Raw genomic sequence first — 18,756 nt, forward strand, 5'->3', positions numbered from 1 at the left:
GGTGGGCAGCCGCCGGCCGCGGCTGCCCGGGCCGGGGCTTATGCGGCAGCTAGCCAGCTGAGCTCCGCCGCGCGGTACTGCTGGCTCACTTCGTCTTCTTCGGGCACCAGCTCCACCACCCGGGCCGGCGCGGGAGCGGCCACCGGCTCGCCTTCCTCGACCACGCCCAAAATCAGCTTGGCGGCGCGCTGGGCCTTGCTGGCCGCCTGCAGCACCAGCTTTTTATCGTTTTTCAGACGCTCCAGCCAGGACTGGATGTAGGCCACGGCATTGGTCTCGGTCTGGGCCGTGTCGAGCCCGGCCGCGGCGCAGAGAAAGGAAGCGCCCATCTCGGCCGTCAGCTCCTCGCGGGCGTAGCTGGCCGAGCGCTTGCCTTCGCCGGCGGTCAGGTCAGGCCGGTCGAGCCGGGAAGCGTGGCCCGTGCTGTGGGTCAGCTCGTGAAACAGGGTCGCGTAGTAGCCTTCGGCGGTAGTGAAGGTGGCCCGCTCCGGCATGTTTACCAGGTCGAGTGCCGGGGAGTAGTAGGCCCGCTGGTGCAGGTGCTCGATGGCCGGTCGCCCGTCCCAGTTGCGCACAATGGCCTCGGCCGCCTCAATGGGCGTGTGCGCGTGGCGTTCCACCGCGGGCAGCACAAAGTCAATGTTTTCGATGTCTTCTACCGAAAACACGGTGTAGTACTTCAGGAAGGGCGTTTTTTCTTCCTTGCCGGTTTGCTCGTTCTCGCGTACCGACACGTTGTAGTACACCACCGGGTGCCCCTTTGCGCCCTTGCGCACGTTGCCGCCCAAGGCCAGGGCCTGCTTGAATGTTAAAAAGAAGGGCAGCGCGCTGCTGAAGTGCAGCAGAAAGGCGTTGATGCCCGTGTAAGCTGCGCCGGTCGCGTAGTTGCGGGGCAAACCATACACCGCGTTCCAGGGCTTGCGCCACGGAATGATGCCGCCTTCCAGCGCGGCCACAATGCGGTCGGTCACAATCTGGTACACATCGGGGCGAGGAGTGGCGGTACGGGCGGCGGGCTTTCGGGTCTTTTTCATGATAAAGCGCTGTTTCCGTGGGCGTTCATTAGACTTATTAAACGAAAATTACACCCGTAAAATTTTCTTTTTGCTCTATATTTTATATCTTTTTGCTCCTTTTTAAACAACCTTCTTTCCCCAACTGCCCCTTTGTGGCTGCGTTAAAATACGGGGGTGACAACAGGTTAAAAACCACTTTTTATAAGCGGTAGCGTTGTTTAATGAGCCGCCGGTCAGTCAGCTTACCTGGTCGGTTTAAGGAGGTGCGTGAACGGGTAACACCCGCGGTATTGCCGGTAACCTTCCTCAACTTCTGGCTACAATTTTTAGCCTTGTTTCTACTAATTTTATTAGCAGCACGTATTATTGTGGCCACGCCTATGCTACACCACCCATGCGCAACGTCGAATTAATCCCGGTCCACGACTCCCAAACCCCGTTTTTGCTTCCCCTTTTCAGCTGCAGAGTGTCCGCCGGCTTTCCCTCGCCGGCGTCCGATTACACCGATGAGCTATTTGACCTGAACCGCCTGCTCCTGCGCCACCCCGACGCTACGTACCTGGTGCGGGTAAGCGGGGAGAGCATGAAAAACGCTGAGATTCACGAGGGCGACCTGCTGGCCGTGGACAAGCAGATGGAAGCCGATCACAACCACATCGTGGTGGCCGTGGTGGACGGGGAGTGCACCGTCAAGCGCTTGGTGTGCGAGCATGGCACGTGGTGGCTCAAGCCAGAGAACCCCGACTACCAACCCTGGGAGATTCACGATGCGGGCGCCGTGCGCATCTGGGGCGTGGTGACCCACGTGCTGCACGAGCTGGTTCCCGGCAAACTCGCGGCCTTGCTGCGCACCCGCGACTAGCCATGTACGCCCTGGTCGACTGCAACAACTTCTACGTTTCCTGCGAGCGGGTCTTTCAGCCCCGGCTCGACGGCCGGCCCGTCGTGGTCCTGTCGAATAACGACGGGTGCATCATTTCCCGCAGCGCCGAAGCCAAGGCCCTGGGCCTGCAGATGGGCGAGCCCTACTTTCAGGTCAAACCCCTGCTGGAGCAGCATCACGTGGCCGTGTTTTCCAGTAACTACGCCCTCTACGGGGACATGTCGCGCCGGGTGATGTGGTACCTGAGCCAGGTGGCGCCGGCGGTGGAAATCTACTCCATCGACGAGGCGTTCCTGGATTTGCACGGCCTGGAACGCTTCGTGGTCCGCAGCCTGGACACCTTTGCCCGCACCGTGCGCGCCAACGTGCTGGCCCGTACCGGCATCCCGACCTGCGTGGGCATCGCCCCTACCAAGACGCTGGCCAAGCTGGCCAACCGCCTGGCCAAGAAAAACCCGGAGATGGGCGGGGTGTGTTACCTCGACACCGCGGAGCGCCGCCGCTGGGCCCTGGAACAGGTGGCCGTCGAAGACGTCTGGGGCATCGGCCGGCAGTACGCCCAAAAGCTGTATGCCGCCGGCATCAGCACGGCGGCGGGGCTGGCGGCCTGCTCCGAGGCCTACGCCCGCAAGCACCTGGGCGGGGTGGTAGGCGCCCGGCTGGTGCGCGAGCTGCAGGGCTACCCCTGCCAGGGGTTGGCCCCGAGCGAAGACGGGACCTTGTCGCGCCGCACGCTGTGTTGCTCGCGCACGTTTGGCCGGCCGCTCACGGCCTTTCCCGACGTGGCGGGTGCCGTCAGCGCGTTTGCCTCCCGGGCCGCTGAGAAGCTGCGCCGGCAGGGCGACGCAGCCCACCTGATGACCGTCTTTCTGAGCAAGAGCCGCTACGGCCTGGAGCCGCCCCCGTATTCCTGCTCCGCCGTGCTTACGCTGCCCGTGGCCACCAACGACACCATCGAGTTGGTCCGCTTTGCGCGGGCGGCGCTCAAACGCCTCTGGCAGCCGGGCAACCGCTACACCAAGGCGGGCGTGATACTCGACGGGCTGGAGCCGGAAGGCCAAACCCAGCTCACGCTGTTTGAACCCGCGCCGGTTTCGGAGAAGCGCGCCAAGCTGATGGCCGAGTTGGACGCCCTGAACCGCCGCTTTGGCAAAGGCACGGTGAAGCTGGCGTCGCTGGTGTTGCCGCCGGGCAGGGCGCAAGCGCCCTGGGAAGGGCAGGCGCAGTGGCGCACGCCGCAGTACACCACGCGGCTGGAAGATTTGCTGCTCGTTGGGTAAGAGCCACCACCTTTCTGATTAGCCGAACACGGCAGTTGGTTCGACTTAGACAAGCTATTCATGGGACCCGGGGGCCCAGGCCAACTACTTGGAACTGGCCCCACCGTGACGGTGGGCCACGACTTGTACCGCACCCTCGGTGGCTTCGTAGAGGTGGCCGGTGCCTGGGATACCCGCGCCCTGGTCCGTCACGCTCAACGGCGGGCCCATCTGGCGGGTGAGCGACAACCTGCAGTTAGACCTGGGCATCAACCTGGCTCTCACCCGGGCAACCGAAACCAGCTATGTCCTTGAGTGCAGCTTCCGGAGCTGAGCGGGCGCCCCCGCCGGCGGGGAACCTTTGTCTGCTTCTGCCGGTACAAGCGGTAGCCGACTATTTCCGCTGGTCGTTACCTTTGCCCCGATGCGCTTTCTGGCCCTGTTTTTTGCCTTCTACTTCGCCTGCCTCTCGACGCTGACCTGCGCCGACGGCGAAGTGGTGTGCAAAGACGCCAAGCAGACCACCGTGGCCGCGACCCCGCACACCGACTGCGACGCCGGGGCCCTGGGCGACTGGTGCTCCCCGCTGTGCCAATGCCACTGCTGCGGCGGGGCCGTGGTGCCGCTGGCGCCCCTGCCGGTCCTGGCGGTGGCTCCCGCAGTGGTGTGGCCCAAGGCCCTGCGCCACGCCCCCATGCGGGTGGGCACCCCGACCCGGACCGCCGGGGCCGTGTGGCAGCCGCCCCGGGCCTAACCCTTCCTTCTACCCTGCTGACTCCCTTTGGGTAGCTCGTGTGCATGCCGTGCGCCCGGGCTGCTGGCCTATACCCGTCGTGGTATAGCGCCCAGCGAGTATAGCCGCGGCTTCTGCCCGTACCGGGCCCGGAGCCGTGGGCCAGCAGGTCGTAACCGAAGTGTTAGACCTAACCCCCAGCGGCATGTTTGACCGGCTGATTCATTTTTCCATTCACAACAAGCTCATCATCGGGCTGCTGACCCTGGTGCTGGTCGCCTGGGGCGGCTACTCGCTGAGTCGGCTGCCCGTTGACGCGGTACCCGATATCACCACCAACCAGGTCGTTGTCTACACCGTGGCCCCCTCGCTGGCCGCCGGCGACATTGAGCGACTCGTTTCCTTCCCCATCGAGCAGAGCGTGGCCACCATTCCCGGCCGCGAGGAAGTGCGCTCGTTCTCGCGCTTCGGCCTCTCGGTGGTCACCATCGTCTTCCAAGACAAAATCGACATCTACTGGGCCCGGCAGCAAGTCGCCGAGCGCCTGCGCGAAGCCGAAAGCCAGATCCCTGCCGGCATCGGCCGGCCCGAGTTGGCGCCTGTCAGCACCGGCCTGGGCGAGGTGTACCAATACCTGGTGCACGCCAAGCCCGGCTACGAGAAGCGCTACGACGCCCGCGAGCTGCGCACGATTCAGGACTGGATTGTCCGACGCCAACTGCTGGGCACGCCCGGTGTGGCCGACGTGAGCTCCTTCGGCGGGCAGCTCAAGCAGTACGAAATTGCTTTGGACCCCGCCCGGCTCCGTTCCCTGAACGTGACGGTGGACCAGGTCTACCAGGCCGTGGCGCGCAACAACCAAAACGCCGGCGGCGCCTACATCGACCAGAAACCCTCGGCGTACTTCATCCGCACGGAAGGCTTGGCGGAGAATGCCGCCGACCTGGGCAACATCGTCGTGCGCAACACCCAGGGCGGGCTGCCCGTGCTGGTGCGCGACGTGGCCGAGGTGCGGCTGGGCTCGGCGGTGCGCTACGGGGCCATGACGCGCAACGACGAGGGCGAGGTCACCGGCGGCATCGTGCTCATGCTCAAGGGGGCCAACGCCAACGAGGTCATCAAGGCGGTGAAGCAACGCATGGAAACCGTGCGCAAGTCCCTGCCGGCGGGCGTGACCGTCGACGTGTACCTGGACCGCTCCGACCTGGTGGGCCGCGCCATCCACACCGTCAGCAAAAACCTCATCGAGGGCGCGCTCATCGTCGTGTTCGTGCTGGTGCTCTTCCTGGGCAACTGGCGCGCGGGCTTAGTGGTGGCCTCGGTGATTCCGCTGGCCATGCTCTTTGCCATCAGCCTGATGCGGCTGTTCGGCGTGTCGGGCAACCTGATGAGCCTGGGCGCCATCGACTTCGGTCTGATCGTCGACGGGGCCGTCATCATCGTGGAGGCTATCGTGCACCGGCTGCACGCCGGGCACGCGCCGGGCCACGCGGCCGGCGGCCGGCTCACGCAGCAGGAGATGAACGACGAAACCTACCAGGCCGCCTCGCAGATTCGCTCCTCGGCCGCTTTCGGCGAAATCATCATCCTCATCGTGTACCTGCCCTTGCTCGCGCTGGCCGGCATCGAGGGCAAGATGTTCCGGCCCATGGCCGAGACGGTCGCCTTCGCCATTCTGGGCGCCTTTATCCTGTCGCTGACCTACGTGCCGATGATGTCGGCGCTGGCCCTGAGTCGGGAGACGCAGTACCAGCTCAACATCTCCGACCGGATGATGCGCTGGTTGGAAGCGCGCTACCGGCCCCTGGTGACGTGGGCTCTCGGACACAAAGCCGTCGTGCTGACCACAGCTGTGGCCTTGTTTGGGGGCGCGCTGCTGCTGTTTCGCACCCTGGGTGGCGAGTTCATCCCGCAGCTGACCGAGGGCGACTTCGCCGTGGAGATGCGCACGCTCACCGGCTCGTCCTTGAGCTACACCGTCGACAAGAGCCAGCAAGCCGCCGCGATCCTGAAACGGCAGTTTCCGGAGGTCAAGGAAGTCGTGTCCAAGATTGGCGCGGCCGAGATTCCCACCGACCCGATGCCGGTGGAGGCGGGCGACGTGATGGTCATCCTCAAGCCCCAGAACGAATGGACCTCGGCCCGCACCCGCGAGGAGTTGGCGGAGAAGATGGCCAAGGCGGTCAGCGTCATTCCCGGCGTCACCTTCGGCTTCCAGCAGCCCATTCAGATGCGCTTCAACGAGCTCATCAGCGGGGCCAAGCAGGACGTGGTGCTCAAAATCTACGGCGAGGACCTGCAGCAGCTGGCCCTGTACGCCCGGCAGGCCGCCGCCCTGGTACGCCAGGTGCCCGGCGCCGAGGACGTGTACGTGGAGGAGGTGACCGGCCTGCCGCAGATCGTGGTGAAGCTGGACCGCAACCGCATGGCCCGCTTCGGGCTGAACGCCGACGACGTGAACCGCACTGTGCAGACGGCTTTTGCCGGGCAGAGCGCCGGCCAGCTCTTCGAACAGGAACGCCGCTTCGACGTGGTGCTGCGCCTCAAACCCGAGCTGCGCCAGAACATCAACCACGTACGCCAGCTGCTCATCGCCGCGCCCTCCGGCGAACAGGTGCCCCTGGAGCAGGTGGCCACGGTCGACCTGCAGGAAGGACCGAACCAGATCCAGCGCGACGACGCCAAGCGCCGCGTAACCGTGGCCTTCAACGTGCGGGGCCGCGACGTGGAAACCGTGGTGCAGGAGCTGCGCAGCAAAGTGGACCGGCAGCTGAAGCTCGCCCCGGGCTACTACACCACTTATGGCGGCCAGTTCGAGAACCTGCGCCAGGCCACCGAGCGCTTGAGCGTGGCCGTGCCGGTGGCGCTGGGGCTCATCTTCCTGCTGCTGTTTTTCACCTTCCGCTCGCTCAAACAGGCGGCGCTGATTTTCACGGCCATTCCGCTCTCGGCCATCGGCGGCGTGGTGGCGCTGTGGCTGCGCGGCATGCCCTTCAGTATCTCGGCCGGGGTGGGGTTCATCGCCCTCTTCGGGGTGGCGGTGCTCAATGGCATCGTGCTCATCGGCTACTTCAACCAGCTCAAAGCCGAGGGCGTCACGGACCTGCGGGAACGGATTCTGCGCGGCACCGAAGTGCGTCTGCGCCCGGTGCTGATGACTGCAACGGTGGCCTCGCTCGGTTTCCTGCCGATGGCGCTGGCCCAATCGGCCGGGGCCGAGGTGCAACGCCCCCTGGCTACGGTGGTCATCGGCGGGCTGGTCACGGCCACGCTGCTCACGCTGCTGGTGCTGCCGGCCCTGTACGCGTTGTCGGAGCGTAACCAGCCACAGGCAGCACCGCAGCCGGCCGCTGCTTCGCCCGTGCCTGCCCCGTTGCTGGTGTTGCTGCTGCTCGGGGGCAGCTTGCTCAGCGTAGCTCCCGCTCGGGCGCAGAGCCCCCTCACGGCGACTCAAGCCGTGAACCAAGCCCTGCAAGCCAACGGCACGGTGCAAGCTGCGCAACGCTCCTTGGAAGCGCAGCAGGCCCTGCGCCGGACCGCGTACGACGTCGGGCGGACAACCATCCTGGGCACCTACGGTCAGATCAATTCGCCCGAGCGCGACAACGTGCTGAACGTCGCGCAGTCCCTGGCCCTGCCGGGCTACTACAAAGCGCAAGCGGGACTGAGCCAGGCGCAGGTAGCGGGCCGCGAGCAGCAGCTCGCCCAAGTACAGGCCGAACTGCGCCGGCAAGTCCGCCGCAGCTACGAGCAGGCGGTGTACGCCCGCCACCGCCTGCGCACCCTGCGCGGGCAGGACAGCATCTACGCCGAGTTCCTACGCTCGGCGCAGTTGCGCTTCAAGACCGGGGAAGTGGCCCGGTTGGAGCCGGCCAACGCCATCATCCAGCAGGGCGAGACGCAGAACCTGCTGGCCCAGAGCCGGGCCGACCTGGTCGTAGCGCAACGGCAGCTGCAGGCGCTGCTGCAGGCCGCGCAGCTCATCTTGGTGGCCGACAGCACCCTGCACTTGTTGCCCGTTCCGGCGGCCGACACGGCCCTGCTGGCGGCGACGCCCCAGGCCCGCGTGCTGCGGCAGCAGCTGGCGGAGCGGCAAGCCGAAACCCGCCTGGAACAAGCCCGGGGACTGCCCGATGTGACCGTGGGCTACACCAACCAGTCGCTGCGCGGCACCTACCAGGAGGGCGGCCGCGCCGTGACCTACGGCCCGGGTGACCGGTTTCACAGCGTGCAGGCCGGCGTGGCCATCCCTTTGATCCGGGGTCCGCAGCGGGCCCGCGTGCAGGCGGCCAAGCTGCAGGAACAGGTGGCCGCGGCTACCTACCAGCGCTACCAGGCCGAAGCCGCCGCCCAGCTCGACGAGCTGCGCACGCGCCTGCAGGAGCAGCAGCGCCGGGTGCAGTTCTACGAGCAGACGGCGCTGCCCCAGGCGGCCGTCATCGTGCGCCTGAGCCAGCGGGCCTACAAGGCCGGCGAAACCACCTATTCCGAGTTGCTGCTCAACCTGGAGCGCGCCCTGAGCGTGCGCACGGCTTACCTCGACGCCGTGCTGCAGCACAACCAAACCGTCATCGACCTGGACTATTTACTCGGCACCGCCGCGCAGTAGCCCGCTTCCCTTACAATTATGCATAAGCTAGCAACCCTGGCGCTGCTGCTGGGCCTGACCCTGGCCAGCTGTGGCGCCGACAAACGATAAGTCGCTGAAAACGAATCCGCTGAAACGAAGTCGAAAGGCAAGGCAGGGGGCGGCCAGGCCGAGCAAGCCACCGATCTGGTGACGCTTACCCCGGCCGAGCAACAAGCCGCGGGCCTGAAAACGGGCCGGGTGCAGGACCGGCCGATGAGCTCGGGACTCGCCGTGAACGGCACGCTCGATGCCCCGCCGGAAAGCAGCGTCTCCATCACCGCCCCGCTCGGCGGGTATGTGCAGAGCACGGAGTTGCTGCAGGGCACCCGCGTGCGCCAAGGCCAGGTGCTGGCCGTGCTGCGCAACCCCGAGTTCGTGACCCTACAAAAGGAGTACCTGGAGCTGCGCAGCCGGCTGAAGTTCGCCAAGGCCGAGCTGGCCCGGCAGCGGGAGCTGTACGAGCAGGAAGTCGCGCCGTTGAAGAACTACCAGCGCGCCCAGGCCGAGGCCGAAGCGCTGCAGGTGCAACTCAGCGCGCAGGCGGCCCAGCTGCGCATCGCCGGGCTGACGGTGGGCGGCGCCATCGTGCCCACGGCCGCGCTGCGGGCGCCCCGGTCGGGCTTCGTGCGGGCCGTGAACGTGACCGTGGGCCAGAGCGTGACGGCCACCGAACCGCTGTTTGAAATCGTCGACCCGGAGCACCTGCACGTGGAGCTGGTCGTCTTTGAGAAAGACGTGGCGCGGGTGCAGAAGGGGCAGCTGATCCGCTTCACGCTGGCCAGCGACTCCGTCAGCACGCCGCGGGAGCGAACGGCGCGCGTGTACCTGGTCGGCAAGGCCATCCGCGAAGACCGCACGGTGCTGGTGCACGGCCACCTCGACCAGGAAAACGATCCGGCGCTGCTGCCGGGCTTGTACGTGCGCGCCACCATCGAAACCGGGCGCAGCAACGCCACGACGTTGCCCGACGGCGCGCTGGTGCGCTTTGTGGGGCAGTACTACGCCTTCGCGGTGGAAGCCCCCGGCCGCTACCGCATGGTGCCCGTGACCCCGGGCCGTAGCGAAGACGGCTACACCGAGGTGCAGCTGCCGGCCGGCGTGCCGGTCAGCACCACCTTCGTGACGGACGGGGCGTACTCGCTGCTGGGCAAGCTCAAGAACGCCGAAGAGGAAGAGTAATCCCACCATTCCCGTTGCCATGGCTCACCCACTCGAAGGCCTCTTGATTGCGAAGCAAATCGCACCCACGGCCATGCGCCTGCTCGTGTTGGAGCTGCTGCAGCGCCAACCCGCCGCCGTTAGCCTGGCCGACGTGGAGCAGGAAATGGAGCACGCCGACCGCATCACGCTGCACCGCACCCTCAAGACTTTTGCCGACAAGGGCCTGGTGCACCGCATCGAAGACGGCAGCGGCGCCGTCAAGTACGCGCTCTGCGAGGAGGCATGTGCGCCCGGGCAGCACCACGACCTGCACGTGCACTTCCACTGCCAGCGCTGCCAGCAGACCATCTGCCTGCCCGACGTGGCCATTCCGTCCATCCAGGTGCCGCCTGCGTTTCAGGTGCAGGACATGGGCGTGGTGCTGAAAGGGCTCTGCGACCGATGTGCCGCCCGCTGAAACAATGCAATACCGTTGCACGGCCCGGGGCGCTAGGTTTGCCTGTGTTACCGGCCGTGCCCGCCACCGACGCCTGCTCATGCTCGAACTCCTCACCGGCACCTTCCTGCTCAGCCTCTTGCACGCTGCTATCCCCAACCATTGGGCACCGGCTTTGGCCGTCGCCCGCGCCGAGCGGTGGCCGTTGCGGCGGGCCGTGGGGGTGACGGCCGTGGCAGGGCTAGCGCACGTGCTGAGCACCGTGGGCATCGGGCTGGCCCTGGGGCTGCTCGGTTGGCGCTTGTCGGCCCGGTTCGAGCACGCGGCGGCGTGGATAGCTCCTATGCTGCTCATGGCCATCGGGCTGGCGTACGCTTTCTCCGGTCCCGGGCACACGCACCCCGACCCGCCGCCGGTCCGGACGCGTGGTTCCCGGCGGGTCGTGCTCGGGCTGGCTGCCACCATGTTTCTGGCCCCTTGCCTGGAAATCCAAACCTTTTTCCTGACCGCCGGCGCCCACGGCCCCCTTATGCTGGCGCTGCTCATGGGGCTCTACTTGCTGACGACCCTTACGGCCATGTGCACGCTGGTTTCCTTGGGCTACCGCGGCCTGCACCGGCTGCCGCTGGCCGGCCTGGCCCACCACGAGCGGCGGCTGACCGGCGCGGTCCTCGTGCTGGTGGGCGTCGCCGGCTTCTTCGTGCACTGGTAGCCTGCTGGCGACCTATGCCTTCCTTTTTCCTTGTATCTACTGCTGAGTTCCCATGCCTGATCCTTCATCCCAGAACCTCAACGAGGAGCTGAACACCGCCAAGCAGGTGCTGCCCGAAAACGTGGGCGCCCTCACCCGCGAGCAGCTCACGCCCGGCGCGGCTACCTCCCCCGAGGGCCACGACGTGCCCGGCCACGACCACCGCGGCCACCACCATCCGCCCGGCAAGCGCGTGGTGGACCTGGCCGGGAAGCCTGCCGACAGGCACGCCGGTCACTCCCACGACCCGGGCGAGCTGGACTTTGACGAGGAAGACGACCACGACCACGGGCCGGCCGGGGCCAACCCCTACCTAACGCCCGGCATCAGCCTGGCGCTGTTGCTCGGCGGCATCGTGCTGGACTATTACAAGCCGGGCTTTTTCACCGGCTACGTTCGCTTGGCTTGGTACGGGGTGGCCTACCTGTTGGTAGGCTGGAAGGTGATTCGCTCGGCCGTGCAAAGCATCCCTTCGGGCAACGTCTTCAACGAGTTTCTGCTCATGAGCATCGCCACCATCGGGGCCTTTGCCATCGGCGAGTATGCCGAGGGCGTGGCCGTGATGCTCTTCTACACCGTGGGCGAGCTGTTCCAGGACGCGGCCGTGAACCGGGCCAAGCGCAGCATCAAGGCCCTGCTGGAAATTCAGGCCACGGAAGTCGGCGTGCTGCGCGGCGGCCAGCGCCTGGTGCTCGACCCCAAGGAAGTAGTTGTCGGCGACGTCATCGAGGTGAAGCCCGGCGAGAAGGTGGCCCTCGACGGGACGCTGCTCTCGGCGCGCGGCACGTTCAACACGGCCGCCCTCACCGGCGAGTCGGTGCCCCAGACCAAGCAGCAGGGCGAAGCGGTGCTGGCCGGCATGATCAACCAGGACACGCTGAGCCAGATTACCGTCACGGCCGGCTACCAGGATACCAAGCTGAGCAAGATTCTGGCGCTGGTGCAGGACGCGGTGGGCCGCAAGGCCAAAACCCAGCAGTTCATCACCAAGTTTGCCCGGGTCTACACGCCCATCGTCGTGGGGCTGGCCGTGCTGCTCACGCTGCTGCCCTACTTCTTTGTGCAGGACTACGTGTTCCGCGACTGGCTCTACCGGGCGCTGGTGTTCTTAGTGATTTCCTGCCCCTGCGCGCTGGTTATCAGCATTCCGCTGGGCTACTTCGGCGGCATTGGGGCTGCTTCCAAAGTGGGCGTGCTCTTCAAGGGCTCGAACTTTCTTGACGTCATGCGCGAGATTGACACCGTGGTGATGGACAAAACGGGTACCCTGACCAAGGGCGTATTTGCCGTGCAGCAGGTAGTGGCCGCCCCTGGCCAGGACCCGGCCCGCTTCACGGCCCTGGCCGCCGCGCTCGAAGCTAAATCCACCCACCCCATTGCCCAGGCCGTGGTGGCCTACGCCAAGGGTAGCGGCACGGCCCTAGCCGTGGACAACGTGGAGGAAATTGCCGGCCACGGCCTGCGCGGCCGCGTCGACGGGCTGGATGTGCTGGCTGGCAACACCAAGCTGCTCAACAAATTCAGCGTGGCCTACCCCGCCGAAGTTGACCAGCTGGTGGACAGCATCGTGGTGGTGGCCGTGGACGGCCAGTACGCCGGCTACCTCACCGTGGCCGATGAGCTGAAGGAAGACGCTGCCCCAGCCGTGCAGGAGCTCAAAGCACAGGGCATTGGCACGGTCGTCATGCTCTCCGGCGACAAAGACACCATCGTGCAGCGCGTAGCCCGGCAGCTGGGTATCACCGAAGCCCACGGCGGCCTGCTGCCCGAAGACAAGGCCGCCCACGTTGAGCGCCTGAAAGCCGCCGGCAAGCGCCTGGCCTTCGTGGGCGATGGGGTAAACGACGCGCCGGTAGTGGCCCTGGCCGACGTGGGCATTGCCATGGGCGGCCTGGGCTCCGACGCCACCATCGAAACCGCCGACGTGGTGATTCAAACCGACCACCCCAGCAAGATTGCCACCGCCCGCCGCATTGCTGGTGCCACCCACCAGGTGGTGTGGCAAAACATCTGGCTGGCCTTCGCCGTGAAAGCCGTGGTGCTGGCCCTGGGCGCCGGCGGCCTGGCTACCATGTGGGAAGCCGTGTTTGCTGACGTGGGCGTGGCGCTACTGGCTATTCTCAACGCCGTGCGCATTCAACGGATGAAGTTTTAAGCCATGAACACGTTGTTTCTTCCTGCCCGCTTACGGCCACATTATCAGGCCGAGATGGATGCAGCGCGGGCGGCCTATGCACGTCAGGACCCGGCAGCCGCGTTTCACCACCTGGAACGGGCCCACATCCTTGGGCAACGCTGGGCTTGGCCGCACACGCAGGTGCACCTGCGCATGCTCCGGCACGGCATACTCATCGGCAATGGCCGCGAGATACGTGGGCAACTGCCGCGTATTTTATTCGGCTTTCTCGGCTCACTCGTGGGCCACGTTCCGACTGGCAACACCGGTGGTGCCAACGTGAAGGCCGAGCAGCCAATGCCGATTCCGGCGGACTTGCAGCAGCTGCTCAACTCAGGCAGCCAGTGACTTTCGGATCTAGTGAATAGGAGTGAAATTGTTGGAGCTAACGCATAAGGCAGTGTACTGGTAAGGCTGCTGGCGCCAATCGCCGAACTTCCGTATAACTTCGCAGAGCCAGCCTTGGCCACTTCAGAATGAAAGCAATGGGTTTCGACAACAGCATTTCCCAGCGTCTGCGCGCCGAACGAGGCATGCGTACCGGCGGCGGGAACCCACTGCTGCGGGTGGACCCGACGCATCCACGGTACCCGCTGGGCCTGGGCGAAGCAGTGGAGTGGTTCGCTGAGCCGGTGGTTATCGGCTGGTACGCCTCGCAACCGCAGCTTCCGCTTTTGGCTGTTGGGTTGAGCAATGCGATTCGGCCGGTTGCCCTGGAAGGGCTCGTGGTTCAGTTCGCCGACGAAAACAGCCCGCTGCTGCTGTGGGCCAAAATGCAGAAATTCGGCCAGCCCAGCCCGTTCATCTTGAATGAGGCCGGGCTGGCCAAACTTCAGCAACGCTACCAGCTGCGGGTCCTCTAGCGCCCGAACTCCCGAATACTCAGGCCCGCCTGCTGGCAAAGCCGTTGCAGGTCGGCTGGCACATCGGCAAGGCGCCAAGCCACGATGCATTCCACGTCCTGCAAGCGTACGCCACCGTGAAATTGAGCTTCCACATAATGAAACTCAACTTCTGCTACGTGCGTGGCGTGTATCATCCGCGACAAGTGCGTGTAGACCCACCCCGATTGGTTGGGTATCAACGAGGTGATGGGAATGCAGGTGTAGGCCGCCGGCAGCACGGCCCGGTCCAACGTATCGGCAATCGACACCGTGGTGCGGCTCAGGATTTCCGGTCGCAGCCGCAAGGCCAAGCCGCCGTAGCCCTCCACGGCCGGGGGCTCGTGGTCACCCGGCGTTAGGTATCCATACACCGGGCGCTGCACCGGGTCCAAGTCAAAGGCGTACCCAAACAGCTCCGTTTCCAGACTCGCCCGCAAAACCGGATTGAAGGCACCACCGGAATGCAACGTTTCAAACTGCGTCTGTACCCGTCCGCTCTGCAGAATCTGACGCAAGGCTTCGTGTTGGTGCAGGGGCTCCTTTCCACCAATGCGCAGCTGCGGCCGCGCCGGAGCCAGAAGGCGCTGCATGTTGGCGGCCGCCTGCGCCAGATAAGATTCCAGCACCTGCGGAGGCATCAGGGGCTTGAGTTTGCCTCGGATGGCAGCCTCCCAATATTCCCCCTGCTGTTGTACGTGCTGCTGCACGCCCGCCGGCAGGAGTTGGGTCATGCCCGGTGCCGGGCTGGCATTCGGGCAAGCTGAGCTTGCCCAGGACAGACCTAGGTCTGCAGAAGCGCAACGCGCAACAGCTTCTGAGGTGATTTCGCTCGGGTGAGCGGCGTTGAGTACGGTTTCGTCATGTACAGTTTTCAATTGAGGTTAAAAGATTTGTTTTGTGCCGCCGCGACTTTCATTTGAGTTGCATTGGCTTGTGGGAACCTTGGGGTTCCGCTTATCACCATTCCGTGGCGGTGAGGCAACGGGCTGGTTCGGGTCCGGGCGCTGGCCAAGACAGGTTTCTATGTATGTATACGTAAAAACCGGGTCTGCTCGAAAAACAGCAGGGGAGGGCGGTTAAGGTAACGGCGCCCTGAAGGACGCATTTCACCAGTACTGGCGGGCGAGGGGGCCCTCTTTCTGGTCGGCAGGTAGCCAACAGGTGCGCGCGATTTGATTTCTTGAAGCGAGTGTTCATGAAGGTTATATCAAGAAATAGGGCTGGGTTTGCCGCTGAACTCGGCGAATCACCAAAACAATTTTCAACACTTTGATTATCAGTTATATTATTTCTCAATCTCCTTATTTTCCGCTGGTTGAAAAACGGGCCCGCATTCAACTTCATGATACTGTGTAGTTGCTTTTTGCCAGCCTTGGCAGTGGGCGTCGGTGCGCAGCCTGCCCGGGCACCGGTACAGGGTAGGTAGCGACCCACAAAAAAAAGTTGAAAAAAACTTTATGTCGTAAACATGCGTCATAACATGTCGTATATTTGCGACATACTTCATAACGCCGTCATGACCTACGCCAAAACCGCCGCGTTCACCGAAGAGCAACAGCAGCTGGCCCGCGTGGCCAAAGCCCTGGCGCACCCGGCCCGCGTGGCCATCATCCAGTTCCTAGCCTCCAAGCAAACCTGCATCTCCGGCGACATTGCCGCGGAGCTACCCTTGTCCCGCACGACCGTCTCACAGCACCTGCAGGAGCTCAAAGCCCTGGATTTGATTCGCGGCGAGATTGACGGGCTGACGGTCTGCTATTGCCTCAACACGGAGCTGCTCAAGCAGGTCCACCAACAGTTTACCGGCTTCTTCCTCGAAGCAACTGCCAACCCGGCCTGCGGACCGGCCGATGCCTGCTAACTCATCTCTTCACCCCAAGCCTTTCTGACCTATGAAAATCTCCGAAATGAAGCAGACCCTCGCGGGTCTCGACGCCGTCAACTTCCGCCTGCCCTCGGGTGAATACCTGCCCTCGCATTTCCACGTGACGGAAGTGGGCCTCGTGAGCAAGCACTTCATCGACTGCGGCGGCGTCGAGCGCCGCGAGACGGTAGCCAACTTCCAGCTCTGGGAAGCCGGCGACTACGACCACCGCCTCGCCCCCCAGAAGTTCCTGCACATCCTGAAGCTGTCGGAGAAGATTCTCGGCCGCGAAGACCTCGACATCGAGGTGGAGTACCAGCAGGCCACCATCGGCAAGTTCGGCCTGGCCTTCGACGGCACCGATTTCGTGCTCACGCCCAAGCACACGGCCTGTCTGGCCCAGGAGGCCTGCGGCATTCCGGCCCAAGACCTGGCACTGCCCCAGCTGCAGGTAGCCGGCTGCGCTCCCGGAGGCAGGTGCTGCTAAGCTTGCGCAACGGCGCTGCCTTCGCGGGTAGCGCCGTTTTGCTGGGTTGCTCTTTTGCCTTTTGCTGACTTCTTCTTTCTGATGACAATTGCCTTTTTCTCCGACGTGCACGGCAACCTGCCGGCCCTGGAAGCGGTGCTGGCCGATATGGACCAGCGCCGCCCGGACATGATTTTTTGCCTAGGTGACCTGGTCGGCTACGCGCCCTGGCCCAACGAAGTGGTCAACGAGGTGCGCCGGCGGGGCATTCCGACGCTGGCCGGCAACTACGACCAGGGCATTGGCCTAGCGAGCGAGAACTGCGGCTGCGCCTACAAAACGGACACGGAGAAAGACCTGGGTGCCCAGAGCATTGCCTTTACCAACCAGGTGGTCGGGGCCGACGAGCGGCGCTACCTGCGCTACCTGCCCAAGCACATGCGCCTGGACTTTCAGGAAGAGCCCTGCACGCTGAGTTTGCTGATGGTGCACGGCTCGCCCCGCAAAATCAACGAGTACCTGTTCGAGGACCGGCCCGAAGCCAGTTTCCTGCGGGTACTGCAGGAAGCCAACGCCGACATCCTGCTGTTCGGGCACACCCACAAGCCCTACCACCGCACCTTTGCTTACGAGCACGCGGGCGAAACCCGCTACCGGCACGCGCTCAACATCGGCTCGGTGGGCAAGCCCAAAGACGGCGACCCACGCGCCGCCTACCAACTGCTGCACCTGGACGAGCACACCACCCTGACGGTCCCCGGCAGCGTGCGCTCGGAGCTGGTGCGCGTGGCATACGACGTGGAGAAGGCTGCGGGGGCCGTAGAGGCCTCGCCGCTGCCCAACGAATACGCGGACATGCTTCGCAAAGCCTACTAACCCGTTTCTGCCATGACCATTATACCGATGACGGACGCCCACTGGCCGGCGGTGAAGGCCATATACGAAGCCGGCATTGCGACCGGTAATGCCACGTTCGAAACCCAGGCGCCGGCTTGGGAAGCCTGGGACAAAGCCCACCTGAACCATAGCCGCCTGGTGGCGGTGGACGAGGGCGGCTCGGTGCGGGGCTGGGCGGCGCTCTCGCCGGTGTCGAGCCGCTGCGTGTACGGCGGCGTGGCCGAAATCAGCGTGTACATCGCGGCCGAGGCGCGGGGGCAAGGCGTGGGCCGGCAACTGCTCCAGGCCTTGATTGCGGATTCGGAATCTCACGGCATCTGGACGCTGCAGGCCGGCACGTTTGAAGAAAACAAAGCCAGCATTGGCCTGCACACGCAGGCGGGGTTCCGCATCATTGGCTACCGGGAGCGAATTGGCCAGCACCACGGCGTGTGGCGCAACACGGTGCAAATGGAGCGGCGCAGCCCGACCGTGGGCGTTGCTTAACCATATTACGCTACAATGACGACGCTGAACCAACCCGCCACGCCGCCTCCGGCCGCGCTGGCGGAAAAGAAGCTCTCCGTCCTGGACCGGGGCCTCACGCTGTGGATATTCCTGGCCATGGCGCTGGGCGTGGCCCTGGGCTACTTAGTACCCGGCATCAACGAGACTGTCAACTATTTTTCGGTGGGCACGGTGAACGTGCCGCTGGCCATCGGGCTGATTTTGATGATGTACCCGCCACTGGCCAAGGTCAAGTATGAGCAACTGCCCAATGTCTTCAAAAACACGCGCATCATCGGGCTCTCGTTGTTCCTGAACTGGATACTTGGCCCGCTGCTTATGTTCTTTCTGGCCATCTGGCTCTTGCCCGACAAGCCCGAGTACATGATGGGGTTGATTCTGATTGGCATTGCCCGCTGCATTGCCATGGTGCTGGTGTGGAACGACCTGGCCGACGGCTCCCGCGAGTACGCAGCGAGCCTGGTGGCACTCAATTCCATCTTTCAGGTACTGTTTTACTCGGTGCTGGCCTGGCTGTTCATCACGGTTCTGCCGCCTTACTTCGGGCTGAAGGGCTACGCGGTGCACATCGGCATCGGGGACATCGCGCAGAGCGTGCTCATCTATCTGGGCATCCCGTTTGCGGCGGGCTTCCTTTCGCGCACCATCCTGCGCCGCCTGAAAGGCAACGCGTGGTATGAGCAGGTCTTTCTGCCGGCCATCAGCCCGATTACCCTGGTAGCTTTGCTGCTTACCATCGTCATCATGTTCAGCCTGAAGGGCGAAACCATCATGCGCATTCCCTTGGATGTGCTGCGCATTGCTTTGCCGCTGGCCCTGTACTTCGGTGTCATGTTCGTACTCAGCTTCGCGGCGGGCAAGTACCTGGGTGCGGAGTACGCCGAGAATGCCTCCATTGCCTTCACAGCCACCGGCAACAACTTCGAGTTGGCCATTGCCGTTGCCATCGGCGTGTTCGGGCTGAACTCGGGCCAGGCCTTTGCCGGCGTCATCGGCCCGCTCATCGAAGTGCCGGCCCTGATTGCCTTGGTCAACCTAGCGTTCTGGTTCCGCCGGCGCTGGTATGGCAGCAACAGCTAAAATTCGGAGCGCT

Annotated in this window: 17 protein-coding genes; 15 read left to right on the top strand and 2 right to left on the bottom strand. The window is 64.5% G+C overall.

The genetic code is table 11. The features are described 5' to 3' along the window. Window positions 1-38: 38 nt before the first annotated feature. On the bottom strand, window positions 39-1,034 hold the full coding sequence (locus tag F0P96_RS20405; RefSeq protein WP_151080856.1) for an ArdC family protein: 996 nt from the start codon (window positions 1,032-1,034) through the stop codon (window positions 39-41). 376 nt (window positions 1,035-1,410) lie between these two features. Between F0P96_RS20405 and F0P96_RS20410 the strand changes: the two genes are divergently transcribed. From F0P96_RS20410 to F0P96_RS20455, 10 genes are all read left to right on the top strand, one after another. Next, complete coding sequence (locus tag F0P96_RS20410; RefSeq protein ID WP_151080857.1) at window positions 1,411-1,878, top strand: LexA family protein; 468 nt, start codon at window positions 1,411-1,413, stop codon at window positions 1,876-1,878. 2 nt (window positions 1,879-1,880) lie between these two features. Further along, window positions 1,881-3,179, top strand: coding sequence for a Y-family DNA polymerase (locus F0P96_RS20415; protein ID WP_151080858.1), 1,299 nt, complete (start codon window positions 1,881-1,883; stop codon window positions 3,177-3,179). Window positions 3,180-3,582: 403 nt separating this feature from the next. Then, window positions 3,583-3,912, top strand: coding sequence for a DUF6660 family protein (locus F0P96_RS20420; RefSeq protein WP_151080859.1), 330 nt, complete (start codon window positions 3,583-3,585; stop codon window positions 3,910-3,912). Window positions 3,913-4,096: 184 nt separating this feature from the next. Next, complete coding sequence (locus F0P96_RS20425; RefSeq protein ID WP_151080937.1) at window positions 4,097-8,500, top strand: CusA/CzcA family heavy metal efflux RND transporter; 4,404 nt, start codon at window positions 4,097-4,099, stop codon at window positions 8,498-8,500. A 168-nt stretch (window positions 8,501-8,668) separates the two neighbouring features. Next, window positions 8,669-9,700, top strand: coding sequence for an efflux RND transporter periplasmic adaptor subunit (locus F0P96_RS20430; protein ID WP_151080860.1), 1,032 nt, complete (start codon window positions 8,669-8,671; stop codon window positions 9,698-9,700). 19 nt (window positions 9,701-9,719) lie between these two features. Next, a complete protein-coding gene (locus F0P96_RS20435; RefSeq protein WP_151080861.1) occupies window positions 9,720-10,139 on the top strand; it encodes a Fur family transcriptional regulator in 420 nt (139 codons plus the stop codon). 79 nt (window positions 10,140-10,218) lie between these two features. After that, window positions 10,219-10,830, top strand: coding sequence for a hypothetical protein (locus F0P96_RS20440; protein WP_151080862.1), 612 nt, complete (start codon window positions 10,219-10,221; stop codon window positions 10,828-10,830). Between the two features lie 52 nt (window positions 10,831-10,882). Beyond that, window positions 10,883-13,024: a heavy metal translocating P-type ATPase gene (locus F0P96_RS20445; protein WP_151080863.1), complete on the top strand. Its 2,142-nt coding sequence runs from the start codon at window positions 10,883-10,885 to the stop codon at window positions 13,022-13,024. A gap of 3 nt (window positions 13,025-13,027) precedes the next feature. Then, on the top strand, window positions 13,028-13,393 hold the full coding sequence (locus F0P96_RS20450) for a DUF3703 domain-containing protein (RefSeq protein ID WP_151080864.1): 366 nt from the start codon (window positions 13,028-13,030) through the stop codon (window positions 13,391-13,393). 137 nt (window positions 13,394-13,530) lie between these two features. Continuing rightward, window positions 13,531-13,908 carry a hypothetical protein gene (locus F0P96_RS20455; RefSeq protein ID WP_151080865.1) on the top strand — a complete coding sequence of 126 codons (378 nt, stop codon included), beginning with the start codon at window positions 13,531-13,533 and terminating at the stop codon, window positions 13,906-13,908. Here F0P96_RS20455 and F0P96_RS20460 read toward each other — a convergent pair. Further along, on the bottom strand, window positions 13,905-14,660 hold the full coding sequence (locus F0P96_RS20460) for a DUF3626 domain-containing protein (protein ID WP_151080866.1): 756 nt from the start codon (window positions 14,658-14,660) through the stop codon (window positions 13,905-13,907). The genes F0P96_RS20455 and F0P96_RS20460 overlap by 4 nt on opposite strands. 785 nt (window positions 14,661-15,445) lie before the next feature. Between F0P96_RS20460 and F0P96_RS20465 the strand changes: the two genes are divergently transcribed. The 5 genes from F0P96_RS20465 (at window position 15,446) to arsB (ending at window position 18,743) form a co-directional block, all read left to right on the top strand. Continuing rightward, a complete protein-coding gene (locus tag F0P96_RS20465; protein WP_151080867.1) occupies window positions 15,446-15,790 on the top strand; it encodes an ArsR/SmtB family transcription factor in 345 nt (114 codons plus the stop codon). Window positions 15,791-15,821: 31 nt separating this feature from the next. Then, a complete protein-coding gene (locus tag F0P96_RS20470) occupies window positions 15,822-16,280 on the top strand; it encodes a DUF6428 family protein (RefSeq protein WP_151080868.1) in 459 nt (152 codons plus the stop codon). 81 nt (window positions 16,281-16,361) lie between these two features. Then, a complete protein-coding gene (locus F0P96_RS20475; RefSeq protein ID WP_151080869.1) occupies window positions 16,362-17,135 on the top strand; it encodes a metallophosphoesterase family protein in 774 nt (257 codons plus the stop codon). 12 nt (window positions 17,136-17,147) lie between these two features. Beyond that, the gene (locus tag F0P96_RS20480) at window positions 17,148-17,642 is read left to right on the top strand and encodes a GNAT family N-acetyltransferase (RefSeq protein WP_151080870.1); all 495 of its coding nucleotides are present in this window, start codon (window positions 17,148-17,150) and stop codon (window positions 17,640-17,642) included. 15 nt (window positions 17,643-17,657) lie between these two features. Continuing rightward, the gene (gene arsB, locus F0P96_RS20485; RefSeq protein ID WP_151080871.1) at window positions 17,658-18,743 is read left to right on the top strand and encodes an ACR3 family arsenite efflux transporter; all 1,086 of its coding nucleotides are present in this window, start codon (window positions 17,658-17,660) and stop codon (window positions 18,741-18,743) included. Window positions 18,744-18,756 lie beyond the last annotated feature (13 nt).

The sequence above is a fragment of the Hymenobacter busanensis genome, assembly GCF_008727865.1.
Taxonomy (GTDB): Bacteria; Bacteroidota; Bacteroidia; order Cytophagales; family Hymenobacteraceae; genus Solirubrum; species Solirubrum busanense.

What these genes read in the sequence shown, in the direction of transcription:
- F0P96_RS20440 (WP_151080862.1), top strand. Translation starts at nt 10,219, where the DNA reads ATGCTCGAACTCCTCACCGGCACCTTCCTGCTCAGCCTCTTGCACGCT.
- F0P96_RS20480 (WP_151080870.1), top strand. Translation starts at nt 17,148, where the DNA reads ATGACCATTATACCGATGACGGACGCCCACTGGCCGGCGGTGAAGGCC.
- F0P96_RS20445 (WP_151080863.1), top strand. Translation starts at nt 10,883, where the DNA reads ATGCCTGATCCTTCATCCCAGAACCTCAACGAGGAGCTGAACACCGCC.
- F0P96_RS20465 (WP_151080867.1), top strand. Translation starts at nt 15,446, where the DNA reads ATGACCTACGCCAAAACCGCCGCGTTCACCGAAGAGCAACAGCAGCTG.
- F0P96_RS20425 (WP_151080937.1), top strand. Translation starts at nt 4,097, where the DNA reads ATGTTTGACCGGCTGATTCATTTTTCCATTCACAACAAGCTCATCATC.
- F0P96_RS20450 (WP_151080864.1), top strand. Translation starts at nt 13,028, where the DNA reads ATGAACACGTTGTTTCTTCCTGCCCGCTTACGGCCACATTATCAGGCC.
- F0P96_RS20470 (WP_151080868.1), top strand. Translation starts at nt 15,822, where the DNA reads ATGAAAATCTCCGAAATGAAGCAGACCCTCGCGGGTCTCGACGCCGTC.
- F0P96_RS20455 (WP_151080865.1), top strand. Translation starts at nt 13,531, where the DNA reads ATGGGTTTCGACAACAGCATTTCCCAGCGTCTGCGCGCCGAACGAGGC.
- F0P96_RS20415 (WP_151080858.1), top strand. Translation starts at nt 1,881, where the DNA reads ATGTACGCCCTGGTCGACTGCAACAACTTCTACGTTTCCTGCGAGCGG.
- arsB (WP_151080871.1), top strand. Translation starts at nt 17,658, where the DNA reads ATGACGACGCTGAACCAACCCGCCACGCCGCCTCCGGCCGCGCTGGCG.
- F0P96_RS20460 (WP_151080866.1), bottom strand. Translation starts at nt 14,660, where the DNA reads ATGACCCAACTCCTGCCGGCGGGCGTGCAGCAGCACGTACAACAGCAG.
- F0P96_RS20410 (WP_151080857.1), top strand. Translation starts at nt 1,411, where the DNA reads ATGCGCAACGTCGAATTAATCCCGGTCCACGACTCCCAAACCCCGTTT.
- F0P96_RS20405 (WP_151080856.1), bottom strand. Translation starts at nt 1,034, where the DNA reads ATGAAAAAGACCCGAAAGCCCGCCGCCCGTACCGCCACTCCTCGCCCC.
- F0P96_RS20420 (WP_151080859.1), top strand. Translation starts at nt 3,583, where the DNA reads ATGCGCTTTCTGGCCCTGTTTTTTGCCTTCTACTTCGCCTGCCTCTCG.
- F0P96_RS20475 (WP_151080869.1), top strand. Translation starts at nt 16,362, where the DNA reads ATGACAATTGCCTTTTTCTCCGACGTGCACGGCAACCTGCCGGCCCTG.
- F0P96_RS20435 (WP_151080861.1), top strand. Translation starts at nt 9,720, where the DNA reads ATGGCTCACCCACTCGAAGGCCTCTTGATTGCGAAGCAAATCGCACCC.